Annotated in this window: 20 protein-coding genes; 4 read left to right on the forward strand and 16 right to left on the reverse strand. The window is 64.5% G+C overall.

Features of this window, described 5'->3' with window-relative positions:
* Positions 1 to 197: 197 nt before the first annotated feature.
* Positions 198 to 1,544 carry an MFS transporter gene (locus tag RHO23_RS15540; protein ID WP_423488043.1) on the reverse strand — a complete coding sequence of 449 codons (1,347 nt, stop codon included), beginning with the start codon at positions 1,542 to 1,544 and terminating at the stop codon, positions 198 to 200.
* Between the two features lie 6 nt (positions 1,545 to 1,550).
* On the reverse strand, positions 1,551 to 2,558 hold the full coding sequence (locus RHO23_RS15545; RefSeq protein ID WP_070915372.1) for a cutinase family protein: 1,008 nt from the start codon (positions 2,556 to 2,558) through the stop codon (positions 1,551 to 1,553).
* A 173-nt stretch (positions 2,559 to 2,731) separates the two neighbouring features.
* On the opposite strand from RHO23_RS15545, the gene RHO23_RS15550 reads away from it, so the two are divergent.
* Positions 2,732 to 3,583, forward strand: a complete 852-nt coding sequence (locus RHO23_RS15550) for an alpha/beta fold hydrolase (RefSeq protein ID WP_030096702.1) — start codon at positions 2,732 to 2,734, stop codon at positions 3,581 to 3,583.
* Between the two features lie 129 nt (positions 3,584 to 3,712).
* Here the strand turns inward: RHO23_RS15550 and rpsQ are convergent, their stop codons facing one another.
* From rpsQ to rpsJ, 11 genes are read right to left on the reverse strand one after another with little or no spacing between them, the layout of a single operon-like run.
* Positions 3,713 to 4,018, reverse strand: coding sequence for a 30S ribosomal protein S17 (rpsQ, locus tag RHO23_RS15555; protein WP_030096701.1), 306 nt, complete (start codon positions 4,016 to 4,018; stop codon positions 3,713 to 3,715).
* Positions 4,015 to 4,251 carry a 50S ribosomal protein L29 gene (gene rpmC / locus RHO23_RS15560; protein ID WP_030096700.1) on the reverse strand — a complete coding sequence of 79 codons (237 nt, stop codon included), beginning with the start codon at positions 4,249 to 4,251 and terminating at the stop codon, positions 4,015 to 4,017. Before rpmC ends, rpsQ begins: the two co-directional genes overlap by 4 nt.
* Positions 4,251 to 4,667 (reverse strand): 50S ribosomal protein L16, encoded by a 417-nt coding sequence (gene rplP / locus RHO23_RS15565; RefSeq protein WP_030096699.1) that lies wholly within the window; start codon positions 4,665 to 4,667, stop codon positions 4,251 to 4,253. The genes rpmC and rplP overlap by 1 nt, the downstream gene beginning before the upstream one ends.
* Before the next feature lie 2 nt (positions 4,668 to 4,669).
* Entirely contained in the window at positions 4,670 to 5,485 is an 816-nt protein-coding gene (gene rpsC / locus RHO23_RS15570) for a 30S ribosomal protein S3 (protein WP_030096698.1), read from the reverse strand.
* Positions 5,485 to 5,958 (reverse strand): 50S ribosomal protein L22, encoded by a 474-nt coding sequence (gene rplV, locus RHO23_RS15575; protein ID WP_030096697.1) that lies wholly within the window; start codon positions 5,956 to 5,958, stop codon positions 5,485 to 5,487. The genes rpsC and rplV overlap by 1 nt, the downstream gene beginning before the upstream one ends.
* Entirely contained in the window at positions 5,958 to 6,239 is a 282-nt protein-coding gene (gene rpsS, locus RHO23_RS15580; protein ID WP_030096696.1) for a 30S ribosomal protein S19, read from the reverse strand. The genes rplV and rpsS overlap by 1 nt, the downstream gene beginning before the upstream one ends.
* Positions 6,240 to 6,248: 9 nt before the next feature.
* Positions 6,249 to 7,085, reverse strand: a complete 837-nt coding sequence (gene rplB / locus RHO23_RS15585; RefSeq protein ID WP_030096695.1) for a 50S ribosomal protein L2 — start codon at positions 7,083 to 7,085, stop codon at positions 6,249 to 6,251.
* Between the two features lie 26 nt (positions 7,086 to 7,111).
* Positions 7,112 to 7,414, reverse strand: a complete 303-nt coding sequence (rplW, locus tag RHO23_RS15590; RefSeq protein WP_005055645.1) for a 50S ribosomal protein L23 — start codon at positions 7,412 to 7,414, stop codon at positions 7,112 to 7,114.
* Positions 7,414 to 8,055: a 50S ribosomal protein L4 gene (gene rplD, locus RHO23_RS15595; protein WP_030096694.1), complete on the reverse strand. Its 642-nt coding sequence runs from the start codon at positions 8,053 to 8,055 to the stop codon at positions 7,414 to 7,416. The genes rplW and rplD overlap by 1 nt, the downstream gene beginning before the upstream one ends.
* 14 nt (positions 8,056 to 8,069) lie before the next feature.
* Positions 8,070 to 8,723 carry a 50S ribosomal protein L3 gene (gene rplC, locus RHO23_RS15600; protein ID WP_030096693.1) on the reverse strand — a complete coding sequence of 218 codons (654 nt, stop codon included), beginning with the start codon at positions 8,721 to 8,723 and terminating at the stop codon, positions 8,070 to 8,072.
* Between the two features lie 14 nt (positions 8,724 to 8,737).
* Positions 8,738 to 9,043, reverse strand: a complete 306-nt coding sequence (gene rpsJ, locus RHO23_RS15605; RefSeq protein ID WP_003883485.1) for a 30S ribosomal protein S10 — start codon at positions 9,041 to 9,043, stop codon at positions 8,738 to 8,740.
* Positions 9,044 to 9,427: 384 nt separating this feature from the next.
* Here rpsJ and RHO23_RS15610 point away from each other — a divergent pair, with 384 nt between their 5' ends.
* The 3 genes from RHO23_RS15610 (at position 9,428) to RHO23_RS15620 (ending at position 11,951) form a co-directional block, all read left to right on the forward strand.
* Positions 9,428 to 10,096 (forward strand): pyridoxine/pyridoxamine 5'-phosphate oxidase, encoded by a 669-nt coding sequence (locus RHO23_RS15610; protein WP_423488044.1) that lies wholly within the window; start codon positions 9,428 to 9,430, stop codon positions 10,094 to 10,096.
* Positions 10,097 to 10,156: 60 nt separating this feature from the next.
* Positions 10,157 to 10,627, forward strand: coding sequence for a hotdog fold domain-containing protein (locus RHO23_RS15615; RefSeq protein WP_030096691.1), 471 nt, complete (start codon positions 10,157 to 10,159; stop codon positions 10,625 to 10,627).
* Between the two features lie 67 nt (positions 10,628 to 10,694).
* Positions 10,695 to 11,951 carry a cytochrome P450 gene (locus RHO23_RS15620; protein WP_070941384.1) on the forward strand — a complete coding sequence of 419 codons (1,257 nt, stop codon included), beginning with the start codon at positions 10,695 to 10,697 and terminating at the stop codon, positions 11,949 to 11,951.
* Positions 11,952 to 11,960: 9 nt separating this feature from the next.
* Here the strand turns inward: RHO23_RS15620 and RHO23_RS15625 are convergent, their stop codons facing one another.
* Genes RHO23_RS15625 through RHO23_RS15635 form a run of 3 tightly spaced genes read right to left on the reverse strand, consistent with a single transcriptional unit; the run spans position 11,961 to position 15,695 of the window.
* Positions 11,961 to 13,463 (reverse strand): acetyl-CoA acetyltransferase, encoded by a 1,503-nt coding sequence (locus RHO23_RS15625; protein WP_064409499.1) that lies wholly within the window; start codon positions 13,461 to 13,463, stop codon positions 11,961 to 11,963.
* 46 nt (positions 13,464 to 13,509) lie between these two features.
* Positions 13,510 to 14,295 carry an ethanolamine ammonia-lyase subunit EutC gene (gene eutC / locus RHO23_RS15630; RefSeq protein ID WP_064409500.1) on the reverse strand — a complete coding sequence of 262 codons (786 nt, stop codon included), beginning with the start codon at positions 14,293 to 14,295 and terminating at the stop codon, positions 13,510 to 13,512.
* Entirely contained in the window at positions 14,292 to 15,695 is a 1,404-nt protein-coding gene (locus RHO23_RS15635; protein ID WP_064409501.1) for an ethanolamine ammonia-lyase subunit EutB, read from the reverse strand. Before RHO23_RS15635 ends, eutC begins: the two co-directional genes overlap by 4 nt.
* Positions 15,696 to 15,699: the final 4 nt, after the last annotated feature.

Genomic DNA, 15,699 nt, shown 5'->3' on the forward strand with positions numbered 1-15,699 from the left:
TCACCTGGTGGGAATGCCTACCTGCCCCGGGGCGCCAAGCACCCACAAGACAACCGCCCTAGTGTAGGTGAACCCGCAGGTCGGATACAAATCCGAGCCACCGCACCCGCTCCCCTCGCCGACTCCCCTCGCCGAAACCTTGGTTCTGGCGGATTCGTCTCGCACATTCTCGCCACAACCTCGGTCTCGACGGGGTGCTACCGATTGAAAGCCGAGCCCTGCTCGCGATCCAGATAGGTATCGCCCTTGTTCTTCAGGAAGACCAGGTACACCACCAGCGATATCGCGATGCACACCGTGACGTAGACGATGAACAGCGGCACCTGACCGTGCTCCTTGAGCGCCTGATAGATCAGTGGCGCGGTCCCGCCGAACACCGAATTCGCCAGCGCATAGCCGACCCCTACCCCGAGCGCGCGCACATGAGACGGAAAAAGCTCGGATTTCACCAGCGCATTGATCGAGGTGTATCCGGTCAGGATGACGTAAGCCCCGGCCACCAACAGAAACGATGCGATCGGCGACCGCGTCTGCGGCAGATACGTGATGAGGACATACGTGTAGACCACTCCCCCAAAGCCGAACCACAGCAGCAGCGGCTTGCGGCCCACCTTGTCGCTGATGAGTCCGCCGATGGGTTGCAGCAGCATGAGGAAGATCAGCCCCGCCAGATTGATCCAGGTGGCAGTCATGGCCTGGTCCTTATAGGCGGTCTTGACGATTGCCGGCGCGTTGACGCTGTACGTGTAGAACGCGAGAGTGCCGCCCATGGTGATGAGGAAGCACAGCAGCAGCGGTTTCCAGTACCGGGTGAGCAGCTCGCGCATCGACCCGGAGCTGGTGTCGGCACCGGCCTTGATGGCCGCGAGCTGCTCCTCGCTGAGCGATTCGTCCATGGTGCGCCGCAGCCAGTACACGACGATCGCGGCCACACCTCCGACGGCAAAGGCTATGCGCCAACCGAATTCGTGAACCTGATCCTTGTCGAAGACGGTCAGAATGATCAGCAGCGTGAACTGGGCAAGCACATGGCCGCCGACCAATGTCACGTACTGGAACGACGAGAAGAACCCGCGCCGTTCGCGGGTGGCCGCCTCGGACATGTAGGTGGCTGAGGTGCCGTACTCGCCTCCCGTCGCGAAGCCCTGGACGAGCCTGCACAGGATCAGCACGATCGGTGCGGCCATTCCGATGCTGGTACGCGAAGGCACCAGGGCGATCACCATGGAGCACGCCGCCATCAGCGAGACGCTGATGGTCAGCGCGGCACGGCGGCCGTGCCGGTCGGCGAACCTGCCGAAGAACCACGACCCCAGGGGCCGCGTGATGAAGGTGACCGCGAAGATCGCGTACACGTAGACCGTCGAGTTCTCGTCGGTCTCATCGAAGAACTGCTTCTCGAAGTACATCGCGAAGACGGTGTAGACGTAGACGTCGTACCACTCGACGAGATTCCCGGAGGATCCTCTGATGGTGTTCCAGATGGCGCGGCGAGTGTCGGCCCGGCCCGATGGAGTTGGCGTGTGGGTACTCGAAACAGTCATGCAGGCTTACTGACCACCGGATGCCGGGCCTGGCGGAGGGCCGTGGCGGGCAGGATCGGGCGCGGTGATGCTGCTGGTCGACGCCACCGCAGCGGGAGCGTCGGCTGCCGGACCATCGGTCGACGGCATCATCCACGCCGGCGCCTTGCGCGTCGGCGATGCCGCCACCGGCTTCGGCGTGGACGATGAGGGTTGCGGTACCGATGTGGTGGGCGATGGCGTCGTGGCAGCGGGCGAGGTCGTCGCGCTCAACGGATTGGCGCTCTTGGAGGTCGACGCCGGGCCGCTCGTCGAACTGCTGCTGGGTGTCGTGGCGCTACTGCTGGCGGCCACCGCGTTGAGCCGGCCGACGACGAAATCGGCGGCCCGGTCGGCCGATCCGTCGGATTTGTACTGCATGTGCGGGCCGAGTCCACCGCCTGCCGGATCACAGATCCCGTCACCGGGGTTGCAGATGTCGATGACCTTGCTGCGCAGATCGTCCCGGATCTCCAGGTCCAGATTCATGCCAGCAACCTGCCAATTTTTCGGATTCCCGATCAATACGATTGCGGGGACGCGCTTTTCAAGGTCGGCCGGGAGCGGGTTGTTGAAGGTGAGACCTGTTCCGTTCTTGCCGAACAGCACATCGACGACGGCTGCGCCCTGAGAGAAACCGCCAAGCACGAACTGAGTGTTCGGGCAGTTTCGCGCGACTTCCTGGACGTGGAAGCTCATGTCATTGGCGCCGTCGCCGGCACGGACCCAATCGAAACTGGCCGGGTAATTGACCGCATAGATGTCGACACTCTTGCCCGGGAGCCGCTCGACGATCTCGTCGGTGACGGCCTTGCCGACATCGCCGAGGCCCGGCGAATCGTTGGTCCCGCGCGCGAAGGACACATCCACATCCGGACAGCCCGCCGCTCTGGCGGTGGGAGAGCTCTCCGTTTGTGCGGTGAGCACCGCGGCGGCTGCCGCGGATACCGCGAATATCGAAACCCCGACCGATCCACGCTTGACGTATCGGTTCATTCGTCCAGCGTAGACAGGTCGGCCCACACATTTACAGAGGTTGGCACCATCCGAAATGACTCTTACCGGGCCCTTACTCACTCCTGATCCGCGCCCGGACGGCACGTGCGCGGATCACCCACTCAGCGGGCACCGCCGTCACCGGAAACTGAAACACGTTCTACTCTTATGTCGTGGACGTGACATACGAGGGCACCAAGAAGGAACTGGCCACCGATGAGGGTGTGCTGCGCTACCACGAGGCCGGGGAGGGCGAGCCGCTGATCCTGCTGCACGGCTCGGGGCCCGGCGTGACCGGGTGGCGCAATTACCGCGGGAACCTCGAGGTTTTCGCGAAGCATTTCCACACCTACGTCTTGGAGTTCCCCGGGTTCGGCGTCAGCGACGCCGTGCAGGGGCACCCGGTCCTGACGGCCGGCGCCTCGGTCATCCGGTTCATGGACGGCCTCGGCATCGAATCCGCCGCTATCGTCGGGAACTCGATGGGCGGGGTCGTCGGTATCAACCTGGCGATCAAGCACCCCGATCGCATCACCAAACTCGTCACCATCGGCGGCGTAGGACCGAACATCTTCAGCCCGAGCCCCAGCGAGGGCCTGCGCCTGCTACAGGAGTTCACCGACAACCCCGATCGCGACAAGCTGGTCCGCTGGCTCAACTCGATGGTGTGGAATCCCGCCGTGGTCACCGAGGAACTCATCGAGGAGCGTTGGGAAGCGGCGATCAACCCGGACGCGCACAAAACCGCGCAGCTGATGTACGGCTCCAAAGCCTTTGCCATGCAACAGCAGTTCCTCGCGAACGCCGACATCGCGCCGTACTGGGCGATGATGCACAAGATCAAGTGCCCGACCCTGCTCACCTGGGGCCGCGACGACAGGGTCAGCCCGCCGGACATGGCGATAGTGCCGATGCGGCTCATCCCCAACGCCGAGCTGCACATCTTCCCCAACAGCGGCCACTGGGTGATGATCGAAGCCAAGCAGGCCTTCGAGCAGACGGTCGTGGACTTCCTGCGGCGCTAGTCGTCGAACGCATACCGCACGCAGACAAATCGCCGGATTCACCTGCGTGCGGTATGCACTCGGCGCAATGCACCCCAACGCAAAAGCGCGCCGCCCCTTTCGGGAACGGCGCGCTTTATGCGTATCTGCTTACTTGGCCTTCTCGAGAACCTCGACCAGGCGCCACCGCTTGGTGGCGGAGGTCGGACGGGTCTCCATCAGCGAGACGCGGTCGCCGACACCGGCGTCACCGTTCTCGTCGTGGGCCTTGACCTTCGACGTGGTGCGGATGATCTTGCCGTACAGCGAGTGCCGGTTACGGGACTCGAGCTCGACCACGATGGTCTTCTGCATCTTGTCCGACACGACGTAGCCGATGGCGGTCTTACGACGCCCACGCGGCTGCTCGGTGGCCGGGGTGTGCTTAGGCCCGGCGGCCTTCTTGGTCTCGCTCACTTGCTGTCCTCGCTATCGGGTCCTGCGGCCAATCCGAGCTCGCGCTCACGCATCACCGTGTAGATGCGCGCGATCTCCTGGCGCACCGCACGCAGCCGACGGTTGTTGGCGAGCTGACCGGTGGCCATCTGGAAGCGCAGGTTGAACAGCTCTTCCTTGGACTCACGCAGCTTGGTGATCAGCTCGTCTTCGGTGCTTTCCCGCAGTTCGCCAGCGGAAATTCCCACTGCCATCAGAACTGCTCCTCTCGTGTGATGATGCGCGCCTTGATCGGCAGCTTGTGGATCGCGCGCGTCAGGGCCTCGCGCGCGGTCTCCTCGTTCGGGTAGCTCAACTCGAACAGCACACGACCGGGCTTGACGTTCGCAACCCACCACTCCGGCGAACCCTTACCGGAACCCATGCGGGTTTCGGCGGGCTTCTTGGTCAGCGGGCGGTCCGGGAAGATGTTGATCCACACCTTGCCGCCACGCTTGATGTGCCGGTTGATGGCGATACGAGCGGACTCGATCTGCCGGTTCGTGATGTATGCGTGGCCCAGCGCCTGGATGCCGTAGTCACCGAAGGCAACAGTGGTACCGCCCGAGGCGGTGCCCTTCTTCTTCGGGTGATGCTGCTTGCGGTGCTTGACCTTACGGGGAATCAGCATGTTCAGCTCTCCGTGCTTGTCTCGGCCGGAGCATCTCCGGCCGGGGTTTCAGCGGCGGCACGGCCGGCCTCGGTGCTCGTCGCGGTGGTACCCGAGGCGCCGCTACGACGCGGACGGGCACCGGCCGGACGCTCACGGCGCGGACGGTCACCGGCAGGCGCGGCCACCGAGGCGGCGAGCTCGCGCTTGCCACCGACGATGTCGCCCTTGTAGATCCAGACCTTCACACCGATACGGCCGAAGGTCGTCTTGGCCTCGTACAGGCCGTAGTCGATGTCGGCGCGCAGCGTGTGCAGTGGCACCCGGCCTTCGCGGTAGAACTCCGAGCGGCTCATCTCAGCACCGCCAAGACGACCGGAGCACTGCACCCGGATGCCCTTGACGTTCGGCTGACGCATGGCCGACTGGATGGCCTTGCGCATCGCGCGACGGAACGCCACACGATTCGAGAGCTGCTCGGCGACACCCTGGGCAACCAGCTGCGCCTCGGCCTCGGGGTTCTTCACCTCGAGGATGTTCAGCTGCACCTGCTTCTTGGTCAGCTTCTCCAGGTCGGCGCGGATGCGGTCGGCCTCGGTGCCACGACGGCCGATGACGATGCCGGGACGTGCGGTGTGGATGTCAACGCGAACCCGGTCACGGGTGCGCTCGATCTCCACCTTGGCAATGCCGGCGCGCTCCAGGCCAGTGGCCAGGAGGCGGCGGATCGCCACGTCTTCCTTCACGTAGTCCGCGTACTGCTTGTCGGCGTACCAGCGGGACTTCCAGTCGGTGGTGATACCGAGCCGGAAACCGTGCGGATTGATCTTCTGGCCCACTAGCGCGAGCCTCCCTTCGCCTCAGCGGTGGTCTTGTTGGCGGCAGCCTTCGAGCCCTCGGCCCGGCGGGCGCGAGCGGCGGCCTGTGAGGTTCCGCCCTTACCACCCTTCTCGGACTTGGGACGGCTCTCCACCACCACGGTGATGTGGCTGGTGCGCTTGCGGATCCGGAATGCACGACCCTGCGCGCGGGGACGGATGCGCTTAGCGGTCGGGCCCTCGTCGGCGAAGATCTCCGTCACCACAAGGGTGGAGGGATCCAGGCCGTCGTTGTTCTGCGCGTTGGCAGCAGCGCTGGCGATGACCTTGGAAACCGGCTCGCTGGCTGCCTGCGGCGCCCACCGCAGGATATCGATGGCGTCGGTTACCGACTTGCCGCGCACCAGGTCGATGACCCGGCGTGCCTTGGTCGGCGAGACCCGCACGAACCGTGCAACGGCCTTGGCCGATGGGTATTCAGTCGTTGTAGTCATTAGCGCCGCTTGCTCTTTCGGTCGTCCTTGATGTGACCCTTGAAGGTCCGCGTCGGGGCGAACTCACCCAGCTTGTGACCGACCATTGCTTCGGTGACGAAGACGGGGACGTGCTTGCGCCCGTCGTGCACCGCGAAGGTGTGGCCGATGAAGTCGGGGATGATGGTCGACCGACGCGACCAGGTCTTGATGACCTGCTTGGTGTTCTTCTCGTTCTGTACGTCGACCTTCTTGAGCAGATGGTCGTCGATGAACGGGCCCTTCTTGAGGCTGCGTGGCATCGCTTACTCCTAGCGCTTCTTGCCGGTGCGCCGGCGACGGACGATGAGCTTGTCGCTCGCCTTGTTGGGCTTGCGGGTGCGGCCTTCGGGCTTGCCCCACGGGCTCACCGGGTGACGACCACCGGAGGTCTTACCTTCACCACCACCGTGCGGGTGGTCGACCGGGTTCATCACGACACCACGGACGGTGGGGCGCTTGCCCTTCCACCGCATACGGCCGGCCTTACCCCAGTTGATGTTGGCCTGCTCGGCGTTGCCGACCTCGCCGACGGTGGCGCGGCAGCGCACGTCGACACGGCGGATCTCACCGCTGGGCATACGCAGGGAGGCGTAAGCGCCTTCCTTGCCCAGCAGCTGGATTCCGGCACCGGCAGAGCGGGCCATCTTGGCTCCACCACCGGGACGCAGCTCCACGGCGTGCACGGTGGTACCCGTCGGGATGTTGCGCAGCGGCAGGTTGTTGCCGGGCTTGATGTCGGCGTTGGCGCCCGACTCCACCACGTCACCCTGCGACAGCCCGACCGGCGCGATGATGTAACGCTTCTCGCCGTCCAGGAAGTGCAGCAGCGCGATACGCGCGGTGCGGTTGGGGTCGTACTCGATGTGCGCGACCTTGGCGTTGACGCCGTCCTTGTCGTGGCGACGGAAATCAATCAACCGGTAGGCACGCTTGTGGCCGCCACCCTTGTGACGAGTGGTGATGCGGCCGTGGGCGTTACGGCCACCGGTGCCGTGCAGCGGGCGAACCAGCGACTTCTCGGGAGTCGAGCGAGTGATCTCCGAGAAATCGGCGACGCTCGAGCCGCGGCGACCGGGGGTCGTCGGCTTGTACTTGCGAATAGCCATGTCTTCTCTAGTCCTCTACTCCCCGACTACGCGGGGGCTCCAAACAGGTCGATCGGCTTGCTACCCGGTGCCAGGGTGACGATGGCGCGCTTGGTGCTCTTGCGCTGTCCGAAACCGGTGCGGGTGCGCTTGCGCTTGCCCTGCCGGTTGGCGGTGTTCACCGAGGAGACCTTGACGCTGAAGATCTGCTCGATGGCGATCTTGATCTGCGTCTTGTTCGAGTCCGGGTGGACGATGAAGGTGTACACGTTGTCTTCGATCAACGAGTACGACTTCTCCGAGATCACCGGGGCCAGGATGATGTCGCGGGGGTCAGCGATGGTTGCCATCAGGCCGACACCTCCTCTTTCTTCTTGGCGTTGATGAAGCCGTTGAGGGCCTCGACGCTGAACACCACGTCATCGGCCTTCAGCACGTCATAGGTATTGAGCTGGTCGTAGGCCAGCACATGCACGTTCGGCAGGTTCCGGACGCTCTTGACCGAAGTCAGATCGTCGCGGCCCAGCACCACCAGTACCTGCTTGCGGTCGCTGATCTCGGCCAGGAACGACTTGGCGCTCTTGGTCGAGGGCTCTTGTCCGGCAACCAGTTCGGTGATCGCGTGGATCCGGCCGTTGCGAGCCCGGTCAGACAGCGCACCGCGCAGGGCGGCGGCGATCATCTTCTTGGGCGTGCGCTGGCTGTAGTCACGCGGCTGCGGGCCGTGGACGATGCCACCACCGGTGAACTGCGGGGCGCGGGTCGAACCCTGACGGGCACGGCCGGTTCCCTTCTGGCGGTAAGGCTTCTTGCCACCACCGGACACCAGGCCACGCGTCTTGGTGGAGTGGGTGCCCTGACGGCCTGCGGCCAACTGAGCGGTCACCACCTGGTGCAGCAGCGCGATATTGGCTGGGGCGTCGAACAATTCGGCCGGCAGCTCGATGGAGCCGTCCGTCTTGCCGCCCGGAGCCTTGACTGCGATCTTCAAAAAATCCTCAGACACTACTTCTCACCTCGCTTGACAGCGGTGCGGACCACAACCAGGCCACCCTTACGTCCGGGGATGGCACCCTTGATCAGCAGTACGCCGTTCTCAGCATCAACCTTGTGCACCACCAGGTTCTGCGTGGTGACGCGATCGCTACCCATACGTCCGGACATCCGTGTGCCCTTGAAGACACGACCCGGGGTGGCGCAGCCACCGATCGAGCCGGGACGACGGTGCACGGCCTGCGCACCGTGGCTTGCGCCCTGACCACTGAAGCCGTGACGCTTCATGGTTCCGGCGAAGCCCTTACCCTTCGAGGTTCCGGTGACGTCCACGTACGCGCCGTCACTGAAGATCTCGGCGGTCAGCTCCTGGCCGACCTCGTACTCGGCGGCAGCGGCCTCGTCGTCCAGACGCAGCTCGGCCAGGTGGCGACGGGGGTTGATACCCGCGGCAGCGAACTGACCGGTGACCGGCTTGGTCACCTTGCGCGGGCTGATCTCACCGAACGCCAGCTGAACGGCGCTGTAGCCATCCTGCTCGGGGGTGCGGATGCGGGTCACCACATTGGGTCCGGCCTTGACGACGGTCACCGGGACAACCCGGTTGTTGTCGTCGAACACCTGTGTCATACCCAGCTTGGTGCCCAGAATTCCTTTTCTTGCCATGGTTTCTGGTTCTCCTACTGGATGTTCACGTCGACGCTGGCCGGCAGGTCGATGCGCATAAGCGCGTCAACCGTCTTCGGCGTCGGGTCGAGGATGTCGATGAGCCGCTTGTGGGTGCGCATCTCGAAGTGCTCGCGCGAATCCTTGTACTTGTGCGGCGACCGGATAACGCAATACACGTTCTTCTCGGTTGGCAGCGGCACAGGTCCAACGACACTCGCGCCGGTACGGGTCACCGTCTCAACAATCTTGCGCGCAGAGGCATCAATGGCCTCATGGTCGTAGGCCTTGAGCCTGATGCGGATCTTCTGTCCCGCCACGCTTCCTACCTCTACTATCACTGGTCCGGAGCGCGCCGAAGCGCACCACCCGATACCGCCGCTGTTTACCTGTCGTAGTTCACCGACCCCCGCGGTCGGGCGTGTCGCCCTCGCGCGCAGTCGTCCGCGGCGAAAATTCTCGTCGCTTGGACTGGGCCGACGCGCCCGTAAGGGCGCTTGTGGTTCGCCGTCCCCGTTCGCAGCGCACCATGGGCGACCCAAGGCACTGCAACCGGTTCACGGCAACCCGAACAGTATGCCTTATCCCGCGGCTGCGGCCAAATCCCTGGTGCACCCATCCGGCAACGGCAACTGCGAGCCCCTGACCTGCGAATCCGGGGACCTCTGGAACGCTAGTACAAGATTCGTTGAGGAGGTCGTGACGTGCGCTGGTCAGAAGCCGACGGAGGGCGTTCATTTCTGCGGGCACTGCCCGTCCTCTCCGGCAGTGCCCCACCGTTCAACATCGACTGCGCCCCTGACGAACCGCTCCCCTTGTTCGCCGAATGGATCGAGCAGGCGGTGCAGGCAGGCGTTCCCGAACCGCACGCGATGACGATCTCGACGGTCGATGCGCAGGGTGCACCGCGCGCACGGGTGCTGATCGTGAAGGCCATCGATGAGAACGGCTGGCACTTCGCGGCAAGCTCGGCGAGTCAGAAGGGCCGCGATCTGTCATCGCATCCTGTCGCGGCGCTGACCTTTCACTGGCCGGCGGTGGTGCGGCAGGTGCGAGTGGTGGGCACGGTTGTCGACGACGGTGCACAGGCGAGCGCTGCCGACTTCCTGAGCAGGCCCATCGGATCCCGAGCCATGGCCTTGACGCTGCGGCAGAGCCAGCCACTGGCGGACGCCGCGGAAATCGACGCCGAGCTCGACAAGGCCCACCGGAAGTTGGCAGACGACCCGGAGCTGGCACCGGTTGAGTGGGTGTCGTATTCGGTACGGCCCACGCAGGTGGAGTTCTGGCAGGGCTCCCCCGACCGGAAACACCTGCGGCTGAGTTACCAGCGCACTGACGACGGATGGGAGCGCACCCGGCTCTGGCCGTGAATCGAGGAGGAGTCGGTGGCCGGGTTCGCAGTCATCTTACTTTCGAGTAAGGTACGTGCTGTGAGTGCATCTCCGACCTATAAGGCCTGGCAGCGTCTGCAGAACAAGCCCGGCGGCTCCGCCCTGTTCTCCGCCGCCATGATGGCCCGTGTCCCCTACTTCGCCTCCGTGGTGCCGCATGTGCACCGGATGGAGCCGGGCTACTGCGAGGTGACCGCTCCCAAGTGGTACTTCGTCTACAACCATCTCAAGACATTCCATGCGATCGCCGCATGCAACCTGGCCGAGGTCGCGATGGGCATGTTGATGGAGGCCACCACCCCGTCCTCACATCGGTGGATTCCCAAGGCGATGAATGTGCAGTACCTCGGTAAGGCCACCACCTCGCTACGAGCCGTCGCCACGTTGGAGGGCCTGGACTTCGCCTCGATCACCGAAGGCACCGATGTGGTGGTGCCGATCAGCATCACCGATCGTGACGGCAAGGAAGTGGTGAAGGCAGAGATCACCACCTGGGTGACCCCCGCCTAAACTCCTTCGGCGGCCAAATTTTGCCGTTATAGACAAATCTATGGTGTGCCGCGCGCACACTCCGGCTATGGCCACCGCACTGTCTGAAATCGAGGAAGCCGGCCGAGTATTGGCCGATCCGACCGCCTATGCCGACGAGCCCCGCCTGCACGACGCGCTGACCCTGTTACGGCGTGAACAACCCGTGGCGAGAGTTGTCACCGACAACTATCGACCATTCTGGGCGGTCACCAAGCACGACGACATCATGGACGTCGAGCGCGACAACACGCTCTGGATCAACGAACCGCGTCCGCTGCTGATGAACCTCGAGCAAGAGGCCGAGCTGGACAAGCAGGCGGCCATGGGGATCGAGCTCAAGACCCTGGTACATATCGACGATCCCAAGCATCGCGTGTTGCGCGCCATCGGAGCCGACTGGTTCCGGCCAAAGGCCATGCGGGACATGAAACTCCGCACCGACGAACTGGCCACCCGATACGTGAACAAATTGATGGAGGCCGGCGGCACCTGCGATTTCGCGCAGGACGTCGCGGTGCACTTCCCGCTGTACGTCATCATGTCTCTGCTCGGGATTCCCGAATCGGACTTCGACCGGATGCTCAAGCTCACCCAGGAGCTCTTCGGCGGCGATGACACCGAGTTCCAGCGCGGCGCCACTCCGGAGGAGCAGCTGCTGGCCCTGCTGGACTTCTTCGGATACTTCAGCGGCCTGACCGCGTCCCGCCGCGAGAACCCCACCGATGACCTGGCATCAACGATCGCCAACGCGAAGGTCGACGGCGAGCTGCTCAGCGACGTCGACACCGCCTCGTACTACACGATCATCGCCACCGCCGGGCACGACACCACCAGCGCCACCATCGCCGGTGGGCTCGAAGCCCTGCTGCAGCATCCGGACCAGCTGGCGCGGCTGCGCGAGAATCCCGATCTCATGCCGCTGGCGGTCGACGAGATGATTCGGTGGGTGACGCCGGTCAAGGAGTTCATGCGAACTGCGACGGCCGATACCGAGATTCGCGGCGTCCCCATCGCTGAGGGTGATTCGGTGCTGCTCTCTTACCCCTCGGGTAATCGCGATGAAGACACCTTCGGTAATCCGTTCACCTTCGATGTGAGTCGAGATCCCAACAAACACTTGGCGTTCGGATTCGGCGTGCACTTCTGCCTGGGTGCCGCGCTGGCGCGGATGGAGGTCAACAGTTTCTTCTCGGCACTACTGCCCCGGCTGGAGTCCATCGAGATCGACGGGGATGTCGAGCGGATGTCCACCATATTCGTCGGGGGCATCAAGCACCTGCCCATCCGCTACAGCTTGCGGTAGCGGCCGGTGCTAATTGAGCCGGGCCGAACCGTCTGCCGCGACTTCGATTGACGCGCCTGCGATATCGGTATCCGCGATCTGTGCCGCCGTATCCCGGTCTTCGATCTTGGCGAAGGTACGCGCCCCCGCGGGCGTGCGGACGCTCACGAACGTCTGGAATGGAGATCCGTCTCGTCCGTAGTTGACGGTCCAGGCCTCGACGGTCGCTGCCCCCGAATACCCGTCGGCTGCCTCAGTTTTGGGCTCCTGATCGACCTCTGCCTGCACGTCCTCGTACCTGAACCCGGATGCGGGCGGCTCGGTTCCGTAGATTCCGAACGCGTGTTTGGTCAGGTATCCGCCGTTGGCCGTGATCAGCCCCTTCGCACCCGGGAGTTCACGGAGCCGCTCTGCCATGGTGGCGATGGAGTGGGTGACGTAGTTGCACCAGGGACCACCGGCGAACGTGAGCCCACCGGTGACCGTCAGCGGCCGCGCGGGATCATCGAGCGCCAGCCCCAACTCGGTGGCTGCAACCTGCACCGCCGAGGGGAAACACGAGTAAATGTCGATCAGGTCCACATCGTCGGTGCTCAGCCCGGCGATGTCGAACGCACGTCTTCCCGCGAGGCGGATTGCCGGAGACCGGTGCAGCTCATCGCGTTCACTGAGCGCGAAGGTGTCGTTGGCCTGGCTGCCCGCGAGCGGAAATATCCAGCGGTCCTCCGGAATTCCGAGCCGTCGCGCTGTTTCTACCGACGTCAGCAGCAGCACCGCACCCTGCTCGACCATGTTGTTGGAGTTCATCAGCTTGGTGTAGGGCGAGCTGATCCACCGATTGTCGGGACCCGGCGTAGCGATCTCCTCGGCGGTGTACGCATCGTTGGACCAGGCGTGAGCGTTGTGTACGGCCACCGCGTTAAACCGCTGCCACAGCTGAGAGATGGCGGTCCGATGTTCCGCGACGGACACACCATTAGCAACCCGGATCGCCTGCTCGAACAGTGGGTACACATGCCCGGGAGAGATGAGGCCGATGGTGGTCTCGGCGCCGCCCACCTGATCCATCCGGCCGCCGAGAATGGTTGGTTCGGCGATGGATTCGTCCTGCGTGGTCCACGACGGTTGCACTCCCGTGGCCATCATCTTGTTGCGTGAGCGCCACATCTCGGCCCCACCGATGAGAACCACATCGGCGTCCCCGGCCAGAATGTCGGCAGCCGCGTGGTTGACCAACAGCTGCGGCGAGTTGCCGCTGGGACCGGTGTAGAACGTCCGCTTGGGCGCCGCACCCAGACGTTCGCCGAGGAGCGCACCGGGGTCGCGGTACTTCCACGAGAAGATGTTCGCCACCGACACCGTGTCGACGGCCGTGAGCAGGTCCAGCGCCCCTGCGTCCTCGGCGGCCAGCCGGGCCGCTCGCTCCATGAGATCGATGGGCTCGGGGATCTCGGAGAACGGGCTGTCGGCGTCTGTGCGCTGGTTGACCTGTCCGGTACCGACGAGGACCGGCGTGCGAGGGTCGAGGGCCATCAGCCGATGGTAACCAACCACCCGGTTGGCCCCGGAGGGCCTCCCGCTACGTGGGCAATGCCGGACCGGCCCCCTCGATCTGGTTACCCGCGCCCGTCATGTCCTTGAGGTCAACACCGGAACGGCCAATCTCACGCGCCCCCGCCACCAGAGCGGCGACAACCTGCGCCGCCTGGTCATAACCCAGCCCCTCTGGAGGGTGAATATTGGATACACAATTACGTTGCGCATCAGTGCATCCCACCATCGGATTGTGCGTGAGGTAGATCCCGACGCTGTCGGCCACCGACAGCCCCGGACGTTCGCCGATGAGCACCAGCACCGTATCGACGCCCAGGGCGGCACCAATGTGATCCCCCAGCGCCACCCGCGCCTGCGTCGCGATGACGAGTGGCGCGATCGAGTACCCGCGAAGCCGCTGGTGCAGCGCCTGTAATAGCTGCACTCCGTGGTCGTCGAGGGCTCTCGGCGATAGACCGTCGGCGAGCACGATGCCGATATCGGCGTTGGAATCGGAGAGCACGTCCAGTGCGCCGTCGGCGGGCGCCCGCCCTAGGTCGGGGCGGCGCAGGTACTCGGATCGATCGCCGGCCCGGCTGGTCACCAACAGCGGTGTACCCAACCCGAGTCCGTCGATGCGTCCGGCCAGGGCGCGCGCATCCAGGGGCGTGTGCACCGCGTCCCGGGCGGCCGCGTGCGCGGTCCCGAACTCCAGCACTCGAGTGGTCGGCAACGCATCACCGCTGCGCCCCAACCCGATTCGGGACTGCGTGGATCGACGCAGCGTGTCCCAGATATCGTGTGCGGCACCGTTGCTCGCGACATCGCTCATAACAGCGCTCGCAATGGCGAGTCGCTGACCGCGATTTCACGCAGCCCACCGTCACGCTCCAGCATCCCCATGCGCTCAAGCCATTCGTTGAACTCCGGTGCCGGCCGCAGGCCGAATGTACGGCGCGCGAACAGCGCATCGTGGAAGGACAGGCTCTGATACCCCAGCATGACGTCATCGGCTCCGGGCACGGCGATGACGAATGCAACCCCCGCGGCGGTGAGCACCGTCAGCAGCACATCCATGTCATCTGAATCGGCCTCGGCGTGATTGGTGTAGCAGACGTCCACCCCCATCGGAAGTCCCAGCAGCTTGCCGCAGAAGTGATCCTCCAGCCCGGCCCTGATGATCTGCTTGCCGTCGTAAAGATATTCCGGCCCAATGAATCCCACGACGGTATTGACCAACAGCGGCTCCACCTCGCGCGCGACCGCGTATGCCCTGGCCTCCAGTGTCTGCTGATCAACGGCAACGCCGCCCACCCCGATGTGGGCTCCGGCAGAGAGCGCCGATCCCTGCCCCGTCTCCAGGTACATGACATTGTTGCCCACGGTGCCGCGCCCCAACGAACGCCCGGCCTCGTTCGCCTCACGCAGCAGTGCAAGGTTGACCCCGAAGCTCTCGTTGGCGCCTTCGGTCCCGGCAATCGACTGGAATACCAAGTCCACCGGTAGGTTTCGTTCGATGAGTTCCATCGTGGTGGTCACGTGTGCCAGCACACACGATTGTGTGGGGATATCGAATCGCAATCGGATGTCGTCGATGAGGCGCAGTAGGTCGGCTGCGGCGTGCGGGGAGTCCGTCGCGGGGTTGATGCCGATGACGGCATCACCGCATCCCAGCAGCAGGCCGTCGAGAGTGGCGGCGGCGATACCCCGTGCGTCGTCGGTGGGATGGTTGGGCTGCAAGCGAGTCGCCAAAGTGCCCGGTAGACCGATGGTGGTGCGGAAGGCGCTGTGGTTACGCACCGCGGCGCCGACGGCGATGAGGTCCTGATTACGCATCAGCTTGCTGACGGCTGCCACCATCTCAGGGGTCAGCCCAGCGGAAACATCTTTGAGCGACTGTGCCCCATGCGGTTTGGTGATCGTCTCCAGTAGCCAGTCGCGGAAATCGCCGACAGTGAGGTGTGAGATGACGGCAAAGGCCTCCGCATCATGGCTGTCGATGATGAGCCGGGTGACCTCGTCGGTGTCGTACGGGACGATCTCCTCGGAGAGGAACGTCGTCAGCGGCACCTCGGCAAGCGCCCAGCGTGCGGCGGCCCGCTCGGCATCCGACTGCGCCGCACAGCCCGCGAGCTCGTCGCCGGATCGGGGCGGCGAGGCCTTCGCGAGAACCTCGGCGAGCGATCCGAACTGGTAGGTGACCGGCCCTGCGGTGTGGCGAAAAGTGCTCATAATG

The sequence above is a fragment of the Mycobacteroides sp. PCS013 genome (assembly GCF_049532645.1).
Classification (GTDB): domain Bacteria; phylum Actinomycetota; class Actinomycetes; order Mycobacteriales; family Mycobacteriaceae; genus Mycobacterium; species Mycobacterium gwanakae.